This window comes from Kitasatospora sp. NPDC054939, from assembly GCF_053610105.1.
Genome location: NZ_JBSGXP010000017.1, coordinates 51,548 through 68,252, shown reverse-complemented (window position 1 = coordinate 68,252; position 16,705 = coordinate 51,548). Strand labels below are relative to the sequence as shown.

Sequence of the window (16,705 nt, the reverse complement as noted above, 5' to 3'; positions counted from 1 at the left end):
GCTCGCTGCGCTCGTTCACTGGGCAGTCTCCACGGAGTCGGTACGGGGGGCGTCGGAGAGGGTGGCTCCGCCGAGGAGCAGGTACAGCACGGCCATCCGGACGGAGACGCCGTTGGCGACCTGCTCGACCACGGTGCAGCGCGGCGAGTCGGCGACCTCGGCGGTGATCTCCATACCGCGGACCATCGGGCCCGGGTGCATCACGACGGCGTGCTCGGGCAGCTGGGCGAGCCGGGCGCCGTTCAGGCCGTAGCGGCGGCTGTACTCGCGCTCGGTCGGGAAGAACGCGGCGTTCATCCGCTCGCGCTGGACCCGCAGCATCATCAGCGCGTCGGTCTTGGGGAGCACGCTCTCCAGGTCGTAGCTGACCTCGCAGGGCCAGTTCTCGATGCCGATGGGCAGCAGCGTCGGCGGGGCGACGAAGGTGACCTGGGCGCCGAGGGTGGTCAGCAGGTGGACGTTGGAGCGGGCGACCCGGCTGTGCAGGATGTCGCCGACGATGGTGATCCGGCGGCCGGCGAGGTCGCGCCCGAGGCCGGGGTTGAGGTGGCGGCGCATGGTGAAGGCGTCGAGCAGGGCCTGGGTGGGGTGCTCGTGGGTGCCGTCGCCGGCGTTGATGACGCTGCCGTGCAGCCAGTCGGACTGCGCCAGCCGGGCCGGGGCGCCGGAGGCGTGGTGGCGGATGACGACGGCGTCGGCGCCCATCGCCTGCAGGGTGAGCGCGGTGTCCTTGAGGCTCTCGCCCTTGGAGACCGAGGAGCCCTTGGCGGAGAAGTTGATGACGTCGGCGCTGAGGCGCTTCTCGGCGACCTCGAAGGACGTCTTGGTGCGGGTGGAGTCCTCGAAGAAGAGGTTGACGACGGTGCGGCCGCGCAGCGTGGGCAGCTTCTTGACGGCCCGCCCGGAGAGCTGGGCCAGCTCCTCGGCGGTGTCCAGGATGAGCAGCGCGTCGTCGCGGGTGAGGTCTGCGGCAGAGACGAGGTGGCGCTTCACGCGGCTACTCCGGGAGGTGCGGTTCGGACGGCCGGGCGGCCAGGGCCTGCGACGAACGGGCCGCGTGGTCGCGGTCGCCGACCAGGACGGCGTCCACGCCGTCGGTGTCGGAGAGGCGGACCTGGACGGCCTCGCGCAGCGAGGTGGGGAGGTTCTTGCCCACGTAGTCGGCGCGGATCGGCAGCTCGCGGTGGCCCCGGTCGACCAGGACGGCGAGCTGGACGGCCCGCGGGCGCCCGATGTCGTTCAGCGCGTCGAGGGCGGCCCGGATGGTGCGCCCGGAGAAGAGCACGTCGTCGACGAGGATGACGAGCTTGCCATCGATGCCGCCGCTCGGGATCTCGGTGTGCTCCAGGGCGCGGGCGGGCTTCAGCCGCAGGTCGTCCCGGTACATCGTGATGTCGAGGGTGCCGAGCGGCAGGTCGCGGCCGGTGATCTGGGCGAGCCGCCCGCGCAGCCGGCGGGCGAGGTGGACGCCCCTGGTGTGGAGGCCGAGCAGCACGACGTCCTCGGCGCCCTTGGCGCGCTCGACGATCTCGTGCGCTATCCGGGTGATGACCCGGGCGATGTCCGTGCCGTCCAGCACCTGGTGCGGCGGCCTGGGAGCGGATTGCTGGTCTGCGGTCATGCCGAAGCGGACCTCCTTCCCCGCCTCACGGGACGGGTCTTAAAGGATGTCTGGGAGGCCCCCGCCGACGCGGCGCGGGCTCCGGCCATCGTAGCAGCGCCCCCGACGGCAAACAGACCTCCACCATTCCGCTTCACCTGGTTAACGCACGCGATGCGGGCCATTCGCACGACTGCCCCATTCGGCTTGACGCAGCTACCTCACTCTACGTAACCTCACAGTGAGTTACGAGACGGGCGTCGAACCCACCGGTAACGGCGTCGGCCAACGGTCGTGACCCACCACTGAACGCGAAGCAATCTCGTCCGGGGAGATCAATGTCCAGCGACTACGCGAAGCAGCTCGGGGCCAAGCTCCGAGCGATCCGCACTCAGCAGGGGCTCTCCCTGCACGGTGTCGAGGAGAAGTCCCAGGGGCGCTGGAAGGCAGTCGTCGTCGGTTCGTACGAGCGCGGTGACCGCGCGGTCACCGTGCAGCGGCTGGCCGAACTGGCGGAGTTCTACGGCGTTCCGGTGCAGGAGCTGCTGCCCGGCGGTACGCCCGGCGGCGCCGCCGAGCCGCCGCCGCGCCTGGTGCTCGACCTGGAGAGACTGACCCAGGTCCCCTCCGAGAAGGCCGGCCCGCTGCAGCGCTACGCGGCCACTATCCAGAGCCAGCGCGGCGACTACAACGGCAAGGTGCTCTCGATCCGCCAGGACGACCTGCGCACACTGGCCGTGATCTACGACCAGTCGCCGTCCATCCTGACCGAGCAGCTCATCTCCTGGGGCGTGCTGAACCCCGACGCGCGCCGTGCGGTGCGCGAGGAGGAGACGGGCTGAGCCCGGCCCGGCACCCCTACCTGCAGAAACGTCACGGCGCGGCGCCCGGGTGATCCGGGGGCCGCGCCGTGGCGCGTTCCCCGCCCGACCGCGCACCGCCGGCGGGGTCAGCAGACCGTCCCGAGGCTGAAGCCCGGCCGGGCGTCCACCCCGTCCCGCCGCAGCCCGCCCGCCGCCGGCGCCCACTCCGCACCGCCGCTGCGCCAGGCCCAGGCGGACGGGCAGTACTCGCCGCACGCGTCCGCCGAACCGCGGACCCCGTGCAGCACCGCCGTGCCCGGCAGCTCCAGGGACAGGCCCGTGCAGAGCACCGCGCAGACCAGCTCCAGGTCCTCGTCGTTGATCCGCACCACGCCGTCCTCCCACTGGAGCACCTTGGCCACCGCGGTCAGCGGACCGCCCGGCGCCTCCACCGACAGGCGCAGCTCGTACACCCCGCAGCCGGCGCCGACCAGCATCCGGCGGAACACCTCACCGCCGCGCCGGTAGGCCGACCGGACCTCCTCCCCGCCGGGCTGCTCGTACAGCCCGCCGTCCAGCAGCAGGTCGGCGTGGCGCAGGGTGAGGCCGTTGTCGCGGGCCCGGACCAGCCGCGGCAGGAAGTCCTCGACCAGCTCCTCGCCCTGGTAGGCGAGCAGCTGGGTCTGCAGCGGCGGGTGGACCAGGTAGCGGTCGCGGGCCGTGGACTCGGCCGGGTCCAGCCCGTGCAGCAGGCAGAACTCGGCGAAGTCCTGCGGGTGGAACATCCGGGCGCGGACGGCGCCGAAGCTGCGCCGCGCCTCGGTCAGCAGCTCGGCGGTGTCGCGCAAGTAGCTCGCGTGGTCGGGGGCGTCGGTGAGCCGCCAGGCGCGGGCCACCTCGAAGTCGTCCGCACTGGTCAGGATGCCCGTGACGAAGGCCTGCTCGGCGGAGCCGGGGCGGTGGCGCTCGCGCTGCGACCGGACCCGGGGGCGGGGGCCGCCCGCTGCGGTGCAGTCGGTGATGCGGCGGGCGCGTCCGTTGCGGCTCATCGAGGGCTCCTGGGGCGGGGGGCGGTCGGCGGCGGGGTGCCGTCGACCGTTGTCCTCCCCACCCCCGCGTGTCGCACACGCACGGCGTGTCACAGGAGTGTAACCGTCCGTGAAGCCTGCGTTTCGCTGCGCTCCGGGGGCCGGTTCGGGCCCCGGCGGCTCAGGGCGGCCGGCGACTCAGGGCGGCCGGCAGCTCAGGGCGCCCTGCGGCTCAGGTCCGAAGACTCGGGCCCGGCGGATCAGGCTCCGCGCGGGGCGCGGGCGAGCTGGCGGGACTGCGCGACCAGCCGGCCGGACTCGTCCCAGACCTCGCAGTCCTCCTCGAAGTAGCCGCCGGCCAGGTTGCGGGTGGCGTGGCTGATCCGCAGCCAGCCGGGCACCGGGCGGGCCCGCAGGTGGACGGTGAGCTCGATGGTGGGCGCCCAGCCAGGCAGGCCGAGGTCGAAGGTGACCGGCGGCAGCGCGTCGGCGGCGAGCAGCAGGAGCAGCGGGTCGGGCTCGCGGCCGTCGGCGAGCTTGAACCAGCCCTGGATCCGGCCGTTGCCGGAGGGCTGCCCGAGCGCCCAGCCGATGGTGGCCGGGTCGAGCCGCAGGTCGAAGCGCTCGAGCAGGGCGGCCTGCTCGATCAGTTCCTTGGGGGCGTGCTCGACGCCGATGCACTGGTCCGGCGGGGGCAGCAGCGGCGGGGTGGCGCTGGTGCGGACCTCGGCGTCGGCGTCGGCGGCCAGGTCGCCGTAGCTGGCGACCACCCGCAGCCGCTCGGTGCCGTCCTGGGAGAGCGAGGCGGTGCCGGTGGAGAGCGAGCGGCCGGTTCTGATCACCTCGGTGGTGACCGTGGCCGGTCCCGGCACCGAGGCGGAGAGGTAGTAGCCGGTGATCGAGACCGGGTCGCGGTGCTCGCCGAGCTCCAGCGAGAGCGCGTTCCCGGCCACCGCGAGCAGCAGGCCGCCGTTGACGCCGCCGCCGATCTGCCAGCCCTCGCCGAGTTCGCCGTCGTAGCGCCCGGGCCGGTCGGGGTCCGGCGTGAGGGCGATGCCCTGGTCGAACTCGCTGCGGATCGCCGTGGTCATGTGCGGTGGCCTGCCCTTCGGTACGGGGTTACCGGTCGGTAGCCAACATACGCCCACCCACCCGGGCAGACCAATGGCCGCCGGCCCCCTGTTTCGGGGGCCGGCGGCCACGGGTGGAACGCCCCGGGCGCTCCGGTGCTCCGGCGGGAGCGCGCCTCAGCGGCGGATACCGGGCTTCAGCTCCAGGAAGCGGGCGAGCAGGCCGTTCACGAAGGCCGGCGACTCGTCCGTGGAGAACTCCTTGGCGATCTCGACGGCCTCGTCCAGGACGACCGCGTCCGGGACGCCGTCCTCCCAGATCAGCTCGTACGCGCCGAGCCGCAGGACGTTGCGGTCCACGATCGGCATCCGGTCGAGCGTCCAGCCGATCGCGTACTGCGCGATCAGGTCGTCGATCCGGCCCGCGTGGCGGACGTACCCCTCGACCAGCTCCATGGTGTACTCACCGACCTGCGGGGTGCCCTCCTCCGGCTTGGGCTCCCGGGCCCGGGCCACCCAGTCGGCGAGGACGCTCAGCGGGTCGACCCCGCGGTGGTCCGCCTCGAAGAGGATCTGGAAGGCTCGCGTACGGGCCTTGCTGCGTGCAGCAGACACGGACTTACTTCACCCGGCCGAGGTAGCTGCCGTCGCGGGTGTCGACCTTGACCTTCTCGCCGGTGGTGACGAAGAGCGGGACCTGGATCTCGGCACCGGTCTCCAGGGTGGCCGGCTTGGTGCCACCGGTGGAGCGGTCGCCCTGGACGCCCGGCTCGGTCTCGGCGATGGTCAGCTCGACCGCGGCGGGGAGCTCGACGTAAAGCGGCTTGCCCTCGTGCTGCGCCACCAGGGCGTCGAAGCCCTCCAGCAGGTACTTGGCGGCGTCGCCGACGACCGACGGCTCGATCGGGAACTGGTCGTAGGTGTCCATGTCCATGAACACGAAGTTCTCGCCGTCCTTGTACGAGAACTGCATGGTGCGCTTGTCGACGTTGGCGGTCTCCACCTTCACGCCGGCGTTGAAGGTCTTGTCGACGACCTTGCCGGTCAGGACCTCCTTGAGCTTGGTACGCACGAAGGCCGGGCCCTTGCCGGGCTTCACGTGCTGGAACTCGACGACGGCCCAGAGCTTGCCGTCCAGGTTGAGGACCATGCCGTTCTTGAGATCGTTCGTGGAAGCCACGGGCGCACTTACTCCTGGATATAGCTGTCAAGGAACCAAGGGGTGCGTCCTGCCGTCCGCTGCGGCGCCTGGGCGGCGCGCGGATCACAGGGCGAGGAGCTCCTTGGTGGTGATGGTGAGCAGCTCGGGCCCGCCCTCTTCGAGGGGGCGTACGACGAGCGTGTCCTCGATCCGGACACCGCCCTTGCCCGGGAGGTGGACCCCTGGGCCGACGGTGACCGGCACGCGGCTGTCCAGTTTACCCATGTCCGAGGGGCCCAGTCGCGGCGCCTCCCGGATCTCCAGGCCGATGCCGTGGCCGACCGGGTGCGGCGAGCCCTCGGTGTGCCCGGCCGCCTGCAGGATCTCCCGGGCCGCCTGGTCGGGTACGTACTGCTCCACACCCGGCCCGAGCGCCTCCCGACCGGCCCGCTGGGCGCGGAAGACCAGCCGGTGCAGCTCCACCTGCCAGGGCGCCGGGGCGGCCCCGATCACGAAGGTGCGCGCGGTGGAGACGCCGTAGCCGCGGTACTGCGCGCCGAGCACCACGGTCAGGAAGTCGCCCTCCTCCACCCGGCGGTCGGTCGGCTGGTGGGCCTCCTGGCCGGAGTGGCTGCCGGTGCCCACCGAGACCGGGAAGGCCGCCCGGTCGGCGCCGTGGTCGATCATCCGGCGCTCCAGCTCCATGGCCAGGTGGCGCTCGGTGCGGCCGACCAGGATCGACTCCAGCAGTTCGCCGAGCGCCTGGTCGGCGATCTCGGCGGCGATCCGCAGGTCGGCGATCTCGTGCTCGTCCTTGACCACCCGCAGCCGCTCCACGCCCTGTGCGAGGTCGGCGAGCCGCACCCCCTCGGCCAGTCCGGCGACCGCGCGGTGCCGGGTGACCGTCAGGTCGTGCTCCTCCACCGCGAGGTCGGCCACCCCCAGCCGGGCCGCCCGGGCCGCCGCCGCCAGCGCGGTGTCCGCGCCCGCGGCCACTTCGAGCCGGCTGACCTCGTCGTCCACCACCCGCTCGCCGGTGTCGTCCGGCGGCAGGTCGTCCGGCAGGGCCAGCACCGCCCGTTCCCGGGTGAGCAGCAGGGTCGCCCCGCACGGTGCGCACCCGGTGAGGTACCGCACGTTGGCCGCCCGCGTGATCAGCGCCGCGTCCGCCCCGGCCGCACTGCAGTACTCCCTGAGCCGCTCCCGCCGCCCCGCGTACGCATCAGACATGCCACCGAGCCTACGAACCCCTCCCCCGATCCGCCCGCCGAGCCGCCCCGACGGGGCACGTGTCGCCCGGGCCCCGGGCGGGCCCGCCGGTGCCGGGGCGGCCCGGCCGGGCCGATCGGAGCCCGTGGAGCACCGCGAGCCCCGGCGCGTGCGCCGTCGCGCGCTCCGCCGGGTGCCTCCCCCGCGGCCGGGGGCGCCGTCCGGGTCAGACCCGCTGGCAGTCCGGGCACCAGAAGAGGTTGCGCGCGGCGTGCTCCTCGGTCCGCACGTCGGTGCCGCAGACCAGGCAGGGCATCGCGGCCCGCCGGTACACGTACACCTCGCCGCCGTGGTCGTCGACGCGCGGCGGGCGGCCCATCGCCTCGGGCGTGTGCTCGGGGCGGACGGTGTCAATCCGGCCCGCGTCCACGCCCTCGCGCATCAGGGCCACCAGGTCGGCCCAGATCGCGTCCCACTCGGCGCGGCGCAGGTCGCGGCCGGCCCGGTGCGGGCTGATGCCGAGCCGGAACAGCACCTCGGCCCGGTAGACGTTGCCGACCCCGGCCAGCACCTTCTGGTCCATCAGCAGCGCCGCCACCGTCGTCCGGCTGCCGGAGATCCGGCGCCAGGCGGCGTCCGGGTCGGCGTCGCCGCGCAGCGGGTCGGGCCCGAGCCGGGCGGCGACGGCGGCCTTCTCCGCCGGGGTGATCAGCGCGCAGGTGTTCGGGCCGCGCAGGTCGGCGTACCCGTCGTCGTTGGCCAGCCGCAGCCGGACCAGCCCGACCGGGTCGGGAGCCGGGCCCTCGCCGAAGGCGAAGCCGCCGTAGAGGCCGAGGTGGACGTGCACCCAGGCGCCCTCCTCGAAGCCGAGGAAGAGGTGCTTGCCCTTGGCCTCGGCGGCGGTCAGCACCTGGCCGTCGATCAGTGCGGCGCCCTCGGCGAAGCGGCCCTGCGGGCTGGAGACCCGCACCGGGCGCCCGCCGAACAGGGCGTGGTTCGCTCCGGCCAGGCGGTGGATGATGTGGCCTTCGGGCACGGGCGTCGGCTCCCCCCGGTCGATCAGCAGGACACCTCCATCATCGCAGCGCCCTCCGACAACCCGGGCCGCCCGGACGGCGGCCACCGGGCCCGCTCAGCGGACCGGGATGCCCATCAGCCGGGCCAGGATCACCCGGTCCAGTTCGGCGGCGGTGGCGGCGACGTCCAGGTGCGAGTTGTCGATGATCGGCAGCCCGGAGTTGTACCAGCCGGCCATCCGCCCGTGGATCCGGGCGACCTCCTCGTCGCTGAGCCTGCGGTTGCCGCTGCGCCGCGCGTTGCGGCCGAGCACCGAGTCCAGGCTGGGCAGCAGCACGACCGGGATCATGCCCGGGCCGATGTGCCGCTTCCAGCCGCCGAGGCCGATCGCCGGGCGGTCGGGGAAGACCGCGTCGTCGATGATGCAGGAGATGGCGTTGGCCAGGTAGTTGCGGCAGGCGAAGCCGCAGGTGCGGCGGGCCAGCCGGTACTGGGCCTCGGAGGCGTTGTTCCAGCCGGACTGCGGGTTGGCGAAGCCCGACTGCACCCACTCCCGGACGTCGTCCAGGCTGATGTGCGCGGTCGGCGTCGGGCGCCGCTCGGCCCAGTACCGGGCCACCGTCGTCTTGCCGGCCCCGGCGGGCCCGATCAGCAGCACCGCGATCGGGGCGGTGGGCGCCTGGCGCTGCGGCGGGTGGGGCGGCAGCTGCACGGGCGCGCCCGGCGGCAGCAGGAAGTGCCCGGTGGCCCCGGCGGCCGCGGGCGGTGCGGGCGAGACCCGGACGGCGACCGGCGGTGCGGCTGGCGGCGGTGCGGTCGGCGGGGGCGCGACCGGCGGCGCGGTGGGCGGCCCGGCGGGCACCACCGGCTGCGGCGGCCCGGCCTGCGCGGCGGGCGGGGGCACCGGAACGGGTGCCGGTGCCGGGGCGGCCGACGCGGCCGTCGCGGCCGTCGCGGTGCCCGGGTACGGCGGAGCCGGCGGAGCGACGGGACGAGGGGGCACCTGCCCACCCCCGGCGTACTGCGTCACGGTCACCTCCCGACGTTCTCAGCGGGACACTACACGGCGGCCCGGCAGCGGGCACAGTCCGCCGCCGGGCCGCTGACCTGCCCTCAGGCCGGCGTCAGCGCGTGGCGAGCTGCTCCGCGAGCGCCCGCAGCGCCAGTTCGTACGACCCGATGCCGAAGCCGGCGATCGTGCCGGAGGCGACCGCGGCGATCACCGAGGTGTGCCGGAACACCTCCCGCGCGTACGGGTTGGAGATGTGCACCTCGATCAGCGGGGCGGTCCGCTGGGCGGCGGCGTCCCGCATCGCGTACGAGTAGTGGGTGAACGCACCGGGGTTGATCACCACCGGCACCTGCCCGTCGGCGGCCTCGTGCAGCCACTCGACCATCTGCTGCTCGGAGTTGGTCTCGTGCACCTCGACCTCGAGGCCGAACTCCTTGCCGAGCGCCGTGCAGCGCTCGACCAGTCCGGTGTACGAGGTGGCGCCGTAGACGTCCGGCTCGCGGCTGCCGAGGCGGCCGAGGTTGGGGCCGTTGAGCACCATCACCCGGGTCACGAGGAGACCTCCGCGTAGGCGGCGACCAGCAGCAAGGGGTCGGGGCCCTCCAGGACGGAGGTCTTGCCGAGGCCGTCGAGCACGATGAAGCGCAGCAGGTCGCCGCGCGACTTCTTGTCGATCTTCATGGCGTCGAGCAGCTTGGGCCAGGCGTCGGCGCGGTAGCTGAGCGGCAGGCCGACCGAGCCGAGCACGGCGCGGTGGCGGTCGGCGGTCTCGTCGTCGAGCCGGCCGGCGAGGCGGCCGAGTTCGGCGGCGAAGACCATGCCGATGGAGATCGCGGCGCCGTGCCGCCACTTGTAGCGCTCGTTGCGCTCGATGGCGTGGCCGAGGGTGTGGCCGTAGTTGAGGATCTCCCGCAGGCCGGACTCCTTGAGGTCCCCGGAGACCACGTCGGCCTTGACCTGGATGGCGCGCCGGATCAGCTCGACGGTGTGCGGGCCGGCGGGGGTCCGCGCGCCCTCCGGGTCGGCCTCGACGAGGTCGAGGATGGCCGGGTCGGCGATGAAGCCGCACTTGATGACCTCGGCGAGGCCGGAGACGTAGTCGTGCTTCGGCACGGTCTCCAGGGTGCCGAGATCGGCCAGCACGCCCACCGGCGGATGGAAGGCGCCGACCATGTTCTTGCCCTCGGCGATGTTGATGCCGGTCTTGCCGCCGACCGCCGCGTCGACCATGCCGAGCAGGGTGGTCGGCATGGAGATCCAGCGGACCCCGCGCAGCCAGGTGGCGGCGACGAAGCCGGCCAGGTCGGTGGTGGCGCCGCCGCCGAGGCCGACGACGACGTCGCTGCGGGTGAAGCCGGTCTGCCCGAGCACCGACCAGCAGTAGGCCGCGACCTCGGCGCTCTTGGCGTCCTCGGCGTTGGGCACCTGCAGCGCGATCGCCTCGTAGCCCTCGCCGAGCAGGTCCTCGCGGATCGCGTCGGCGGTGGCCTCCAGCGCCTCGGGGTGGATGATCGCCACCCGCTTGGCCCGGGTGCCGATCAGCGGGGCCAGCTCACCGAGCAGCCGGTGCCCGATCAGCACGTCGTACGGGTCGTGGCCGGCGCTGCCGCCGACGTGAATCCTGACGGTGTCAGTCATGGGGGGTCTTCAGCTCCAAAGCTTCCAGTACGGCGTCCGCGACCTGGTCCGGGGTCCGGCCGGCGGTGTCGACGACGGCGGTGGCCACCTCCAGGTAGAGGGGGCGGCGGGCCTCCATCAGCTCGCGCCAGCGGGCCCGCGGGTTGACGGCCAGCAGCGGGCGCGGCGCGTCCAGGCCGACCCGCTTGACCGCGTCGCCGAGCGGCACCTCCAGGAACACCACCGGCAGGTCGCGCAGCAGCGCCCGGGTGGCCTCGGCCGTGACGGCGCCGCCGCCGAGCGCGAGCACCCCGGGGTGGGCCCCGGCGGCCTCCCGGACGGCACGCACCTCCAGCTCGCGGAAGTGCGGTTCGCCCTCGTCGATGAAGATCTCCGGGATGGGCTTGCCGGCCTGCTGCTCGATGTCGGCGTCGGTGTCGCGGAAGCCGACGCCGAGGCGCTCGGCGAGGGCCCGCCCGACGGTGGACTTGCCACTGCCGGGCGGGCCGACCAGCACCACCAGGGGTGCGGTGCTCATCGGACGATCAGGTTGTCGAGGTAGTTCTGCACGTTGCGGCGGGTCTCGGAGACGTGGTCCCCGCCGAACTTCTCGTTCACCGCGTCGGCCAGCACGAGGGCCACCATCGCCTCGGCGACGATGCCCGCGGCCGGCACGGCGCAGACGTCCGAGCGCTGGTGGTGGGCCTTGGCGGGCTCGCCGGTGCGCACGTCCAGGGTCTGCAGGGCGCGCGGCACGGTGGCGATCGGCTTCATCGCGGCCCGCACCCGCAGCAGCTCACCGGTGGACAGGCCGCCCTCGGTGCCGCCGGAGCGGCCGGAGGTGCGCTTGACTCCCTCGGGGGTCGGCACGATCTCGTCGTGCGCCTTGGAGCCGGGCACCCGGGCCAGCTCGAAGCCGTCGCCGACCTCGACGCCCTTGATCGCCTGGATGCCCATCAGTGCGGCGGCCAGGCGGGCGTCCAGCCGGCGGTCCCAGTGCACGTGCGAGCCGAGGCCGACCGGCACCCCGTACGCGAGCACCTCGACCACACCGCCGAGGGTGTCGCCGTCCTTGTGGGCCTGGTCGATCTCGGCGACCATCGCCTTGCTGGCGTCGGCGTCCAGGCAGCGCACCGGGTCCTCGTCGAGGCGGGCCTCGTCGGAGGGCAGCGGCAGCACGCCGGCCGGGGCCTTGGCACCGGCCAGCTCGACGACGTGGCTGACGATCTCGATGCCGCAGGTCTCCTTGAGGTACGCGCGGGCGACGGCGCCCAGCGCGACCCGGGCCGCGGTCTCCCGGGCGCTGGCGCGCTCCAGGATCGGGCGGGCCTCCTCGATGGAGTACTTCTGCATGCCGGCCAGGTCGGCGTGGCCGGGGCGCGGGCGGGTCAGCGCCTCGTTGCGGGCCAGGCCGGCCAGCACCTCGGGGTCGACCGGGTCGGCCGACATGACCTGCTCCCACTTCGGCCACTCGGTGTTGCCCACCATGATCGCCACCGGGCTGCCCATGCTCAGACCGTGGCGCACGCCGCCGAGGAAGGTCACCTCGTCCTGCTCGAACTTCATCCGGGCCCCGCGGCCGTAGCCGAGTCGGCGGCGCGCCAGCGCGTCGGCCACCACCTCGGTGGTGACCGGGACACCGGCGGGCAGGCCCTCCAGCGTCGCGACGAGTGCGGGGCCGTGCGACTCCCCCGCCGTCAGCCAGCGCAACGTACCCAACGGAGCTCCTTCGTCAGCGGACCGGCCGCAGGGGAGCTGCGACCCGACCAGGCGTGCCTTCTCCCCCGAATCCTTTCACGACCGGGGCACGCCCGGGGGCCCGGTCCGCGTAACGGACAGCAACCGGCCGCCAAGCGGACGGTCCGCCTCCGCCTCCGCGGCCCGCGGCGGCCCCAGCGGTCAGTGGCCCGCGAGCGCGGCCTCCCCGGCCGCCCGCATCGCGGCGAGCGGGCCCGGCGTGCGGCCGGTGAACAGCTCGCTCTGCAGCACCGCCTGGTGCACCAGCAGGTCCAGCCCGCCCAGCACGGTGGCGCCGCGCCCCGCGCAGGCCGCGGCCAGCACGGTCGGCCACGGGTGGTAGAGCACGTCGAACAGGGCGCCCGGGGCGGCGGGCAGCCCGGCGGCGAAGCCGTCGGTGGCGCCGACGGGGGTGGTGGAGACGGTCAGCGGGGTCGCCAGCGCCTCGGCGCCGCGCTCCCAGTCCGCCGTCCGCACCGCCAGGCCCAGCCGCTCGCCCAGCACGGACATCTCCCGCGCCCGCTCGGCGCTGCGGACGTACACCGTCACCTCGCCGGTGCAGACCTGCGCCAGCGCCGCCAGCGCCGAGGAGGCCGTCGCCCCGGCGCCCAGCACGGCGGCGGCGGGCACCTTCTCGACGCCCCGCTCGCGCAGCGCGTTCACCAGGCCCGGGACGTCGGTGTTGTCGCCGACCCGGCGGCCGTCCGCGGTGAAGACCACGGTGTTCACCGCGTCCACCGAGCGCGCCGTCGCGCTGACCTCGTCGAGCAGGGGCATGATCGCCCGCTTCAGCGGCATGGTCAGCGACAGGCCCGCCCACGCGGCCTCGTCCAGCCCGGCGACGAAGTCCAGCAGGGCCGGCTCGTCCACCTCGAAGCGGTCGTAGCGCCAGCCGTCCAGCCCGAGCGCCGCGAAGGCGGCCCGGTGCAGGACGGGCGAGAGCGAGTGGGCGATGGGCGCGCCGAGGACGGCCGCCCGGTGCTTGCTGGTCACGTGGCTGCTCCGGTCCGACGGTGCTGCTTCTTGCTGGCTGCTTCTTGCTGGCTACTTCTTGGTGGTGCAGTGGCCGCGGGCCTTGTCGAAGCCCTGGCCGGCGGCCGTGCAGTAGGCCTCGACGTTGACCAGGTGGTCCTTGTAGGTCTCCGCGAAGCGGGTCTCGGTGGGCGACATCGCGATGAAGAACAGCCACTTGCCGTCGGCGGGGCTGAGCGTCGCCTTGATCGCGTCCTCGCCCGGGTTGGAGATCGGCGTCGGCGGCAGGCCCGCGTTCAGGTAGGTGTTGAACTTGTTGGACGCGTCGTCCATGTCCTTCTGAGTGAGCTCCTTGCGGCCCAGCGCGTACTGCAGCGTGGTGTCCATGCCGAGCCGGTGCTGGGTCTCCTTCTCGTCGGCCAGGCGGTTCTGGATGGTCTTCGCCATCTTGGCGAAGTCCGCCGTGTTGTTGCCCTCCGCCTGCAGGATGCTCGCCTCGATGACGACCTCGTAGCCGTTCTTCAGGCCGATCTTGGCCGCCTCGGCGTCCAGGCCCTGGTACCGCTCGGCTGCCTGCTGGACCATCTGCTTGAGCAGTTCCTCGGGCTTCATGCCCTCGGCGATCGAGTACCGCGCCGGCCAGAGGAAGCCCTCGATCTGGCCGTTGGCGTACGCGGGCAGGCCGAGGCTGCCGATCTGCGCCTTGGCGACGCCCGCCGTGGTGCCGGCGCCGAGCTTCAGCTTCTTGTCGATCGCGTCGTAGATCTGGGTCGCCCGCAGACCCTCCTGGACGATCAGCGTCTCCCCGCCGTTGGCCTCGACCAGCAGCTTCACTGCGGCCTCGCCCGACATCTCGCGGGGCAGCGAGTAGTAGCCCGCCTGGATCGTCATGGCCTTCGGGTTCTTGTCGTAGGCGTTGGTGAACGCCTCGACGCTCTTGACCACGCCGGCCTGCTTCAGGGTCAGGCCCATCTGGCTGCCGGCCGCGCCCTTCTTGATCTCGACCTTGACCTTGCCGTTGCCCTGGCCGACGAAGTCCGGCGGCGGCCCGAAGTGGTCCTGGTAGAAGCCGTAGCCCCACCAGCCGGCCCCCGCCACGCCGCCCATCAGGACCAGCGCGACCAGCAGGCAGGCGCCGCCGTTGCGGCGGCCGGACTTCTTGCCCTTCTCCTTGCGCTTCTTCTTGGCCTCGCGGGAGTCGTCCTCCTCGCCCAGGAAGCCGCCGCGCTCCTCCTCGGCGCGGGCGTCGTCCCGGTCGTCCCAGTCGTCCTCGACCACGTCGGCCGCGGCCGGGCCGGCACCCGACTCCAGGGCGGCGGCCTCGGCCTCCCAGTCGATGCCGTCCGGGCCGGGGCCGGCCGGCCGAGCGGGCTGCGTCTGCGGTGCCTGCTGCTGCTGGCCCTGCGGCATCTGCTGCGGCATCGGCTGCCGGCCCTGCTGGAAGCCCTGGAGCTGCTGACCCTGCTGACCTTGCTGGCCCTGCTGGACGAACGGCCCCTGCTGGCCGGGCTGTCCCGGGAAGCCCTGCTGCTGCGGGTAACCCTGCTGCTGGGGCTGCTGCCCGTACTGCTGCGGAGCCTGCGGGAACTGCTGCTGGCCGTACTGCTGGGCCTGGCCCTGCTGCCCGTACCCCTGCTGTCCGTACCCGTCGCCCTGCGCGAACTGCCCCTGCTGGCCGGGGAACCCCTGCTGCTGGTCGTAGCCCTGCTGCTGGCCGTACTGCTGGGCCTGGCCCTGCTGCCCGTACCCCTGCTGGTGGGGCTGCTGTCCGTACCCGTCACCCTGCGCGAACTGTCCCTGCTGGAACTGCTGCTGCTGGTTCTGCCACTGGCCGTCCTGCTGGCCGGGGACCGGCTGCTGCCCGCCGTACCCGGGATCACCGGGGTGCCACGGTTCGGAGCCCTGGGGGCCGTAGCCCCGACCCAGATCGGTCATTGATCCCCTTAAGCCGACGGAGACGGCCGGAGGATCGGACCGGCCGTCCGGGACGGCGTCCCGGCTGTACTCGAACCGGCGTGCTATCTGCAGCGCCTGGAGGGAGACGTTACCGTACCGCAGAGTTGCCCCCGGCCGGGTCGGACCCCCGTCAGGGCTGCCCCGCACCCGGCGAAACCGCCGGTGAAGTGCCCTCCGCGCCGCCGTCCGCGGGAGTCTCGGGGGCCTCCTCCGCGGGCTCCCCGGGGGCCTCGGCCGAGGCGCTCGCCTCCGCCTCCTGCTGGGCGTTGAACTCCAGCACGTTGCGCTGCTGGACCTCGTAGCTGTCGGTGAACCGGGTGTCCCCGGGCCGGACGGTGACGAAGTACAGCCAGTCCCCCGTCGCCGGGGCGAGAGCCGCCTGCACCGCCTGCCGCCCGGGGTTGGAGATCGGGGTCGGCGGCAGCCCCTGGTGCAGGTAGGTGTTGTACGGGGAGGACAGCTTGGTGTCGGTGACCGTGGTGTTGAGCGTGGAGCGGCCGAGCGCGTAGTTGATGGTCGAGTCCAGCTGGAGCGGCATCTTCTTCTCCAGCCGGTTGTAGATCACCCGGGCCACCCGGGCCATGTCCTCCGGGTTGTCCGCCTCGCCCTGCACCATGCTGGCGATGGTCACCAGCCCGTACAGGCTCTGGCCGAGGGTCTGCGCGACCACCTCGGCGTCCTGCCGGGAATACTCCTTGCCGGCCCGGTCGACCATCTGCTTCAGCAGCGTCTCCGGGGTCGTGCCCTCGGTGATGCTGTACGTCGCGGGGAAGAGGTAGCCCTCCGGGCTGCCCTTGGCGAACGCCGGCAGCCCGAGCTGCCCGGCGCGCTCCTCCGCCAGCTTCCTGGTGGTGCCCTCGGGCAGCTTCAGCTTCTGGTCGATCGCGGTGTAGATCTGGTAGCCGCGCCAGCCCTCGGGGATGGTCAGGCCGTTGGCGTTCGCCGGGTCGATCAGCACCGCCAGCGCCGCGGCGGCCGACATCCGCTCCTTCAGCGTGTACGTACCGGGCTGGATCCGGGAGGCCGCGGTGTTCCCGGAGGCCGCCCGGGTGAAGGCCAGCGAGCTGGCGACCACCCCGCTGCGCACCAGCGAGGACGCGATCTGGCTGAGACCGGCGCCCGCCGGCACCGACACCTCGATGCTGCCGGTGCCGGGCCCGCCGAAGTCCGCCGCCGAGACCGGCTTGGCCTGGCTGTCCCACCAGTCGTAGGCGGCCAGGCCCATGCCGCCGAACACCACCACGAGCACCAGCGCCGTCAGCCCGCAGGCCAGACCGGTACGCCCCCGGTGCGGATCGGGCGCATCGGGGCGCGGACGGCGCGCACCGGGCGGGAGGCCCTCCGGTTCCACCACGGGCGCCCCGAGATGGCCCGGAGTGAGCCCCGGTGTGAAGTCCTGGTCGGTCATCGCGCCTCCTCTGCGGCCCCGGAAGACGACGAGGGGTGCGGGGGGGCGCCGGCGCACCCAACCCCCCCCGCGGACAGTTAACATCGGGGGCAGCCCCCCCCCCCCACCCCGACAACAGCGGGGGGGCCGCCAACC

Annotated in this window: 18 protein-coding genes; 2 read left to right on the top strand and 16 right to left on the bottom strand. The window is 73.6% G+C overall.

What is annotated here, in order from left to right:
- Positions 1-15: 15 nt before the first annotated feature.
- Both ACWGB8_RS07655 and pyrR read right to left on the bottom strand, forming a co-directional pair.
- Positions 16-993, bottom strand: a complete 978-nt coding sequence (locus ACWGB8_RS07655; protein ID WP_452211230.1) for an aspartate carbamoyltransferase catalytic subunit — start codon at positions 991-993, stop codon at positions 16-18.
- A gap of 4 nt (positions 994-997) precedes the next feature.
- On the bottom strand, positions 998-1,621 hold the full coding sequence (gene pyrR / locus ACWGB8_RS07650; protein WP_452211229.1) for a bifunctional pyr operon transcriptional regulator/uracil phosphoribosyltransferase PyrR: 624 nt from the start codon (positions 1,619-1,621) through the stop codon (positions 998-1,000).
- Positions 1,622-1,938: 317 nt separating this feature from the next.
- Here pyrR and bldD point away from each other — a divergent pair, with 317 nt between their 5' ends.
- Positions 1,939-2,442 (top strand): transcriptional regulator BldD, encoded by a 504-nt coding sequence (bldD, locus tag ACWGB8_RS07645; protein ID WP_452211227.1) that lies wholly within the window; start codon positions 1,939-1,941, stop codon positions 2,440-2,442.
- A gap of 107 nt (positions 2,443-2,549) precedes the next feature.
- Here the strand turns inward: bldD and ACWGB8_RS07640 are convergent, their stop codons facing one another.
- The 13 genes from ACWGB8_RS07640 to mltG (ACWGB8_RS07580) all read right to left on the bottom strand — a co-directional run bounded on the left by ACWGB8_RS07640 (position 2,550) and on the right by mltG (ACWGB8_RS07580) (position 14,628).
- The gene (locus tag ACWGB8_RS07640) at positions 2,550-3,452 is read right to left on the bottom strand and encodes a hypothetical protein (protein WP_452211225.1); all 903 of its coding nucleotides are present in this window, start codon (positions 3,450-3,452) and stop codon (positions 2,550-2,552) included.
- 239 nt (positions 3,453-3,691) lie between these two features.
- Positions 3,692-4,522 carry a thioesterase family protein gene (locus ACWGB8_RS07635; protein WP_452211224.1) on the bottom strand — a complete coding sequence of 277 codons (831 nt, stop codon included), beginning with the start codon at positions 4,520-4,522 and terminating at the stop codon, positions 3,692-3,694.
- 156 nt (positions 4,523-4,678) lie between these two features.
- Positions 4,679-5,116 (bottom strand): transcription antitermination factor NusB, encoded by a 438-nt coding sequence (nusB, locus tag ACWGB8_RS07630; RefSeq protein ID WP_452211222.1) that lies wholly within the window; start codon positions 5,114-5,116, stop codon positions 4,679-4,681.
- Between the two features lie 4 nt (positions 5,117-5,120).
- Positions 5,121-5,681 (bottom strand): elongation factor P, encoded by a 561-nt coding sequence (gene efp / locus ACWGB8_RS07625; RefSeq protein ID WP_452211220.1) that lies wholly within the window; start codon positions 5,679-5,681, stop codon positions 5,121-5,123.
- Between the two features lie 84 nt (positions 5,682-5,765).
- The gene (locus tag ACWGB8_RS07620; RefSeq protein ID WP_452211218.1) at positions 5,766-6,872 is read right to left on the bottom strand and encodes a M24 family metallopeptidase; all 1,107 of its coding nucleotides are present in this window, start codon (positions 6,870-6,872) and stop codon (positions 5,766-5,768) included.
- Positions 6,873-7,077: 205 nt separating this feature from the next.
- Complete coding sequence (locus ACWGB8_RS07615) at positions 7,078-7,887, bottom strand: Fpg/Nei family DNA glycosylase (protein WP_452211217.1); 810 nt, start codon at positions 7,885-7,887, stop codon at positions 7,078-7,080.
- Positions 7,888-7,983: 96 nt separating this feature from the next.
- Positions 7,984-8,898 (bottom strand): AAA family ATPase, encoded by a 915-nt coding sequence (locus ACWGB8_RS07610; protein WP_452211251.1) that lies wholly within the window; start codon positions 8,896-8,898, stop codon positions 7,984-7,986.
- A gap of 94 nt (positions 8,899-8,992) precedes the next feature.
- The gene (gene aroQ / locus ACWGB8_RS07605; RefSeq protein ID WP_452211249.1) at positions 8,993-9,421 is read right to left on the bottom strand and encodes a type II 3-dehydroquinate dehydratase; all 429 of its coding nucleotides are present in this window, start codon (positions 9,419-9,421) and stop codon (positions 8,993-8,995) included.
- 8 nt (positions 9,422-9,429) lie between these two features.
- A complete protein-coding gene (gene aroB / locus ACWGB8_RS07600; protein WP_452211215.1) occupies positions 9,430-10,518 on the bottom strand; it encodes a 3-dehydroquinate synthase in 1,089 nt (362 codons plus the stop codon).
- Complete coding sequence (locus ACWGB8_RS07595) at positions 10,511-11,035, bottom strand: shikimate kinase (protein WP_452211214.1); 525 nt, start codon at positions 11,033-11,035, stop codon at positions 10,511-10,513. Before ACWGB8_RS07595 ends, aroB begins: the two co-directional genes overlap by 8 nt.
- Positions 11,032-12,216, bottom strand: coding sequence for a chorismate synthase (gene aroC, locus ACWGB8_RS07590; protein ID WP_452211213.1), 1,185 nt, complete (start codon positions 12,214-12,216; stop codon positions 11,032-11,034). The genes ACWGB8_RS07595 and aroC overlap by 4 nt, the downstream gene beginning before the upstream one ends.
- 180 nt (positions 12,217-12,396) lie before the next feature.
- On the bottom strand, positions 12,397-13,227 hold the full coding sequence (locus ACWGB8_RS07585) for a shikimate dehydrogenase (RefSeq protein ID WP_452211212.1): 831 nt from the start codon (positions 13,225-13,227) through the stop codon (positions 12,397-12,399).
- A gap of 51 nt (positions 13,228-13,278) precedes the next feature.
- Positions 13,279-14,628: an endolytic transglycosylase MltG gene (mltG, locus tag ACWGB8_RS07580; protein WP_452211211.1), complete on the bottom strand. Its 1,350-nt coding sequence runs from the start codon at positions 14,626-14,628 to the stop codon at positions 13,279-13,281.
- Between the two features lie 48 nt (positions 14,629-14,676).
- On the opposite strand from mltG (ACWGB8_RS07580), the gene ACWGB8_RS07575 reads away from it, so the two are divergent.
- On the top strand, positions 14,677-15,144 hold the full coding sequence (locus ACWGB8_RS07575; protein WP_452211209.1) for a hypothetical protein: 468 nt from the start codon (positions 14,677-14,679) through the stop codon (positions 15,142-15,144).
- 148 nt (positions 15,145-15,292) lie between these two features.
- Here ACWGB8_RS07575 and mltG (ACWGB8_RS07570) read toward each other — a convergent pair whose 3' ends face one another.
- On the bottom strand, positions 15,293-16,570 hold the full coding sequence (mltG, locus tag ACWGB8_RS07570; protein WP_452211207.1) for an endolytic transglycosylase MltG: 1,278 nt from the start codon (positions 16,568-16,570) through the stop codon (positions 15,293-15,295).
- Positions 16,571-16,705 lie beyond the last annotated feature (135 nt).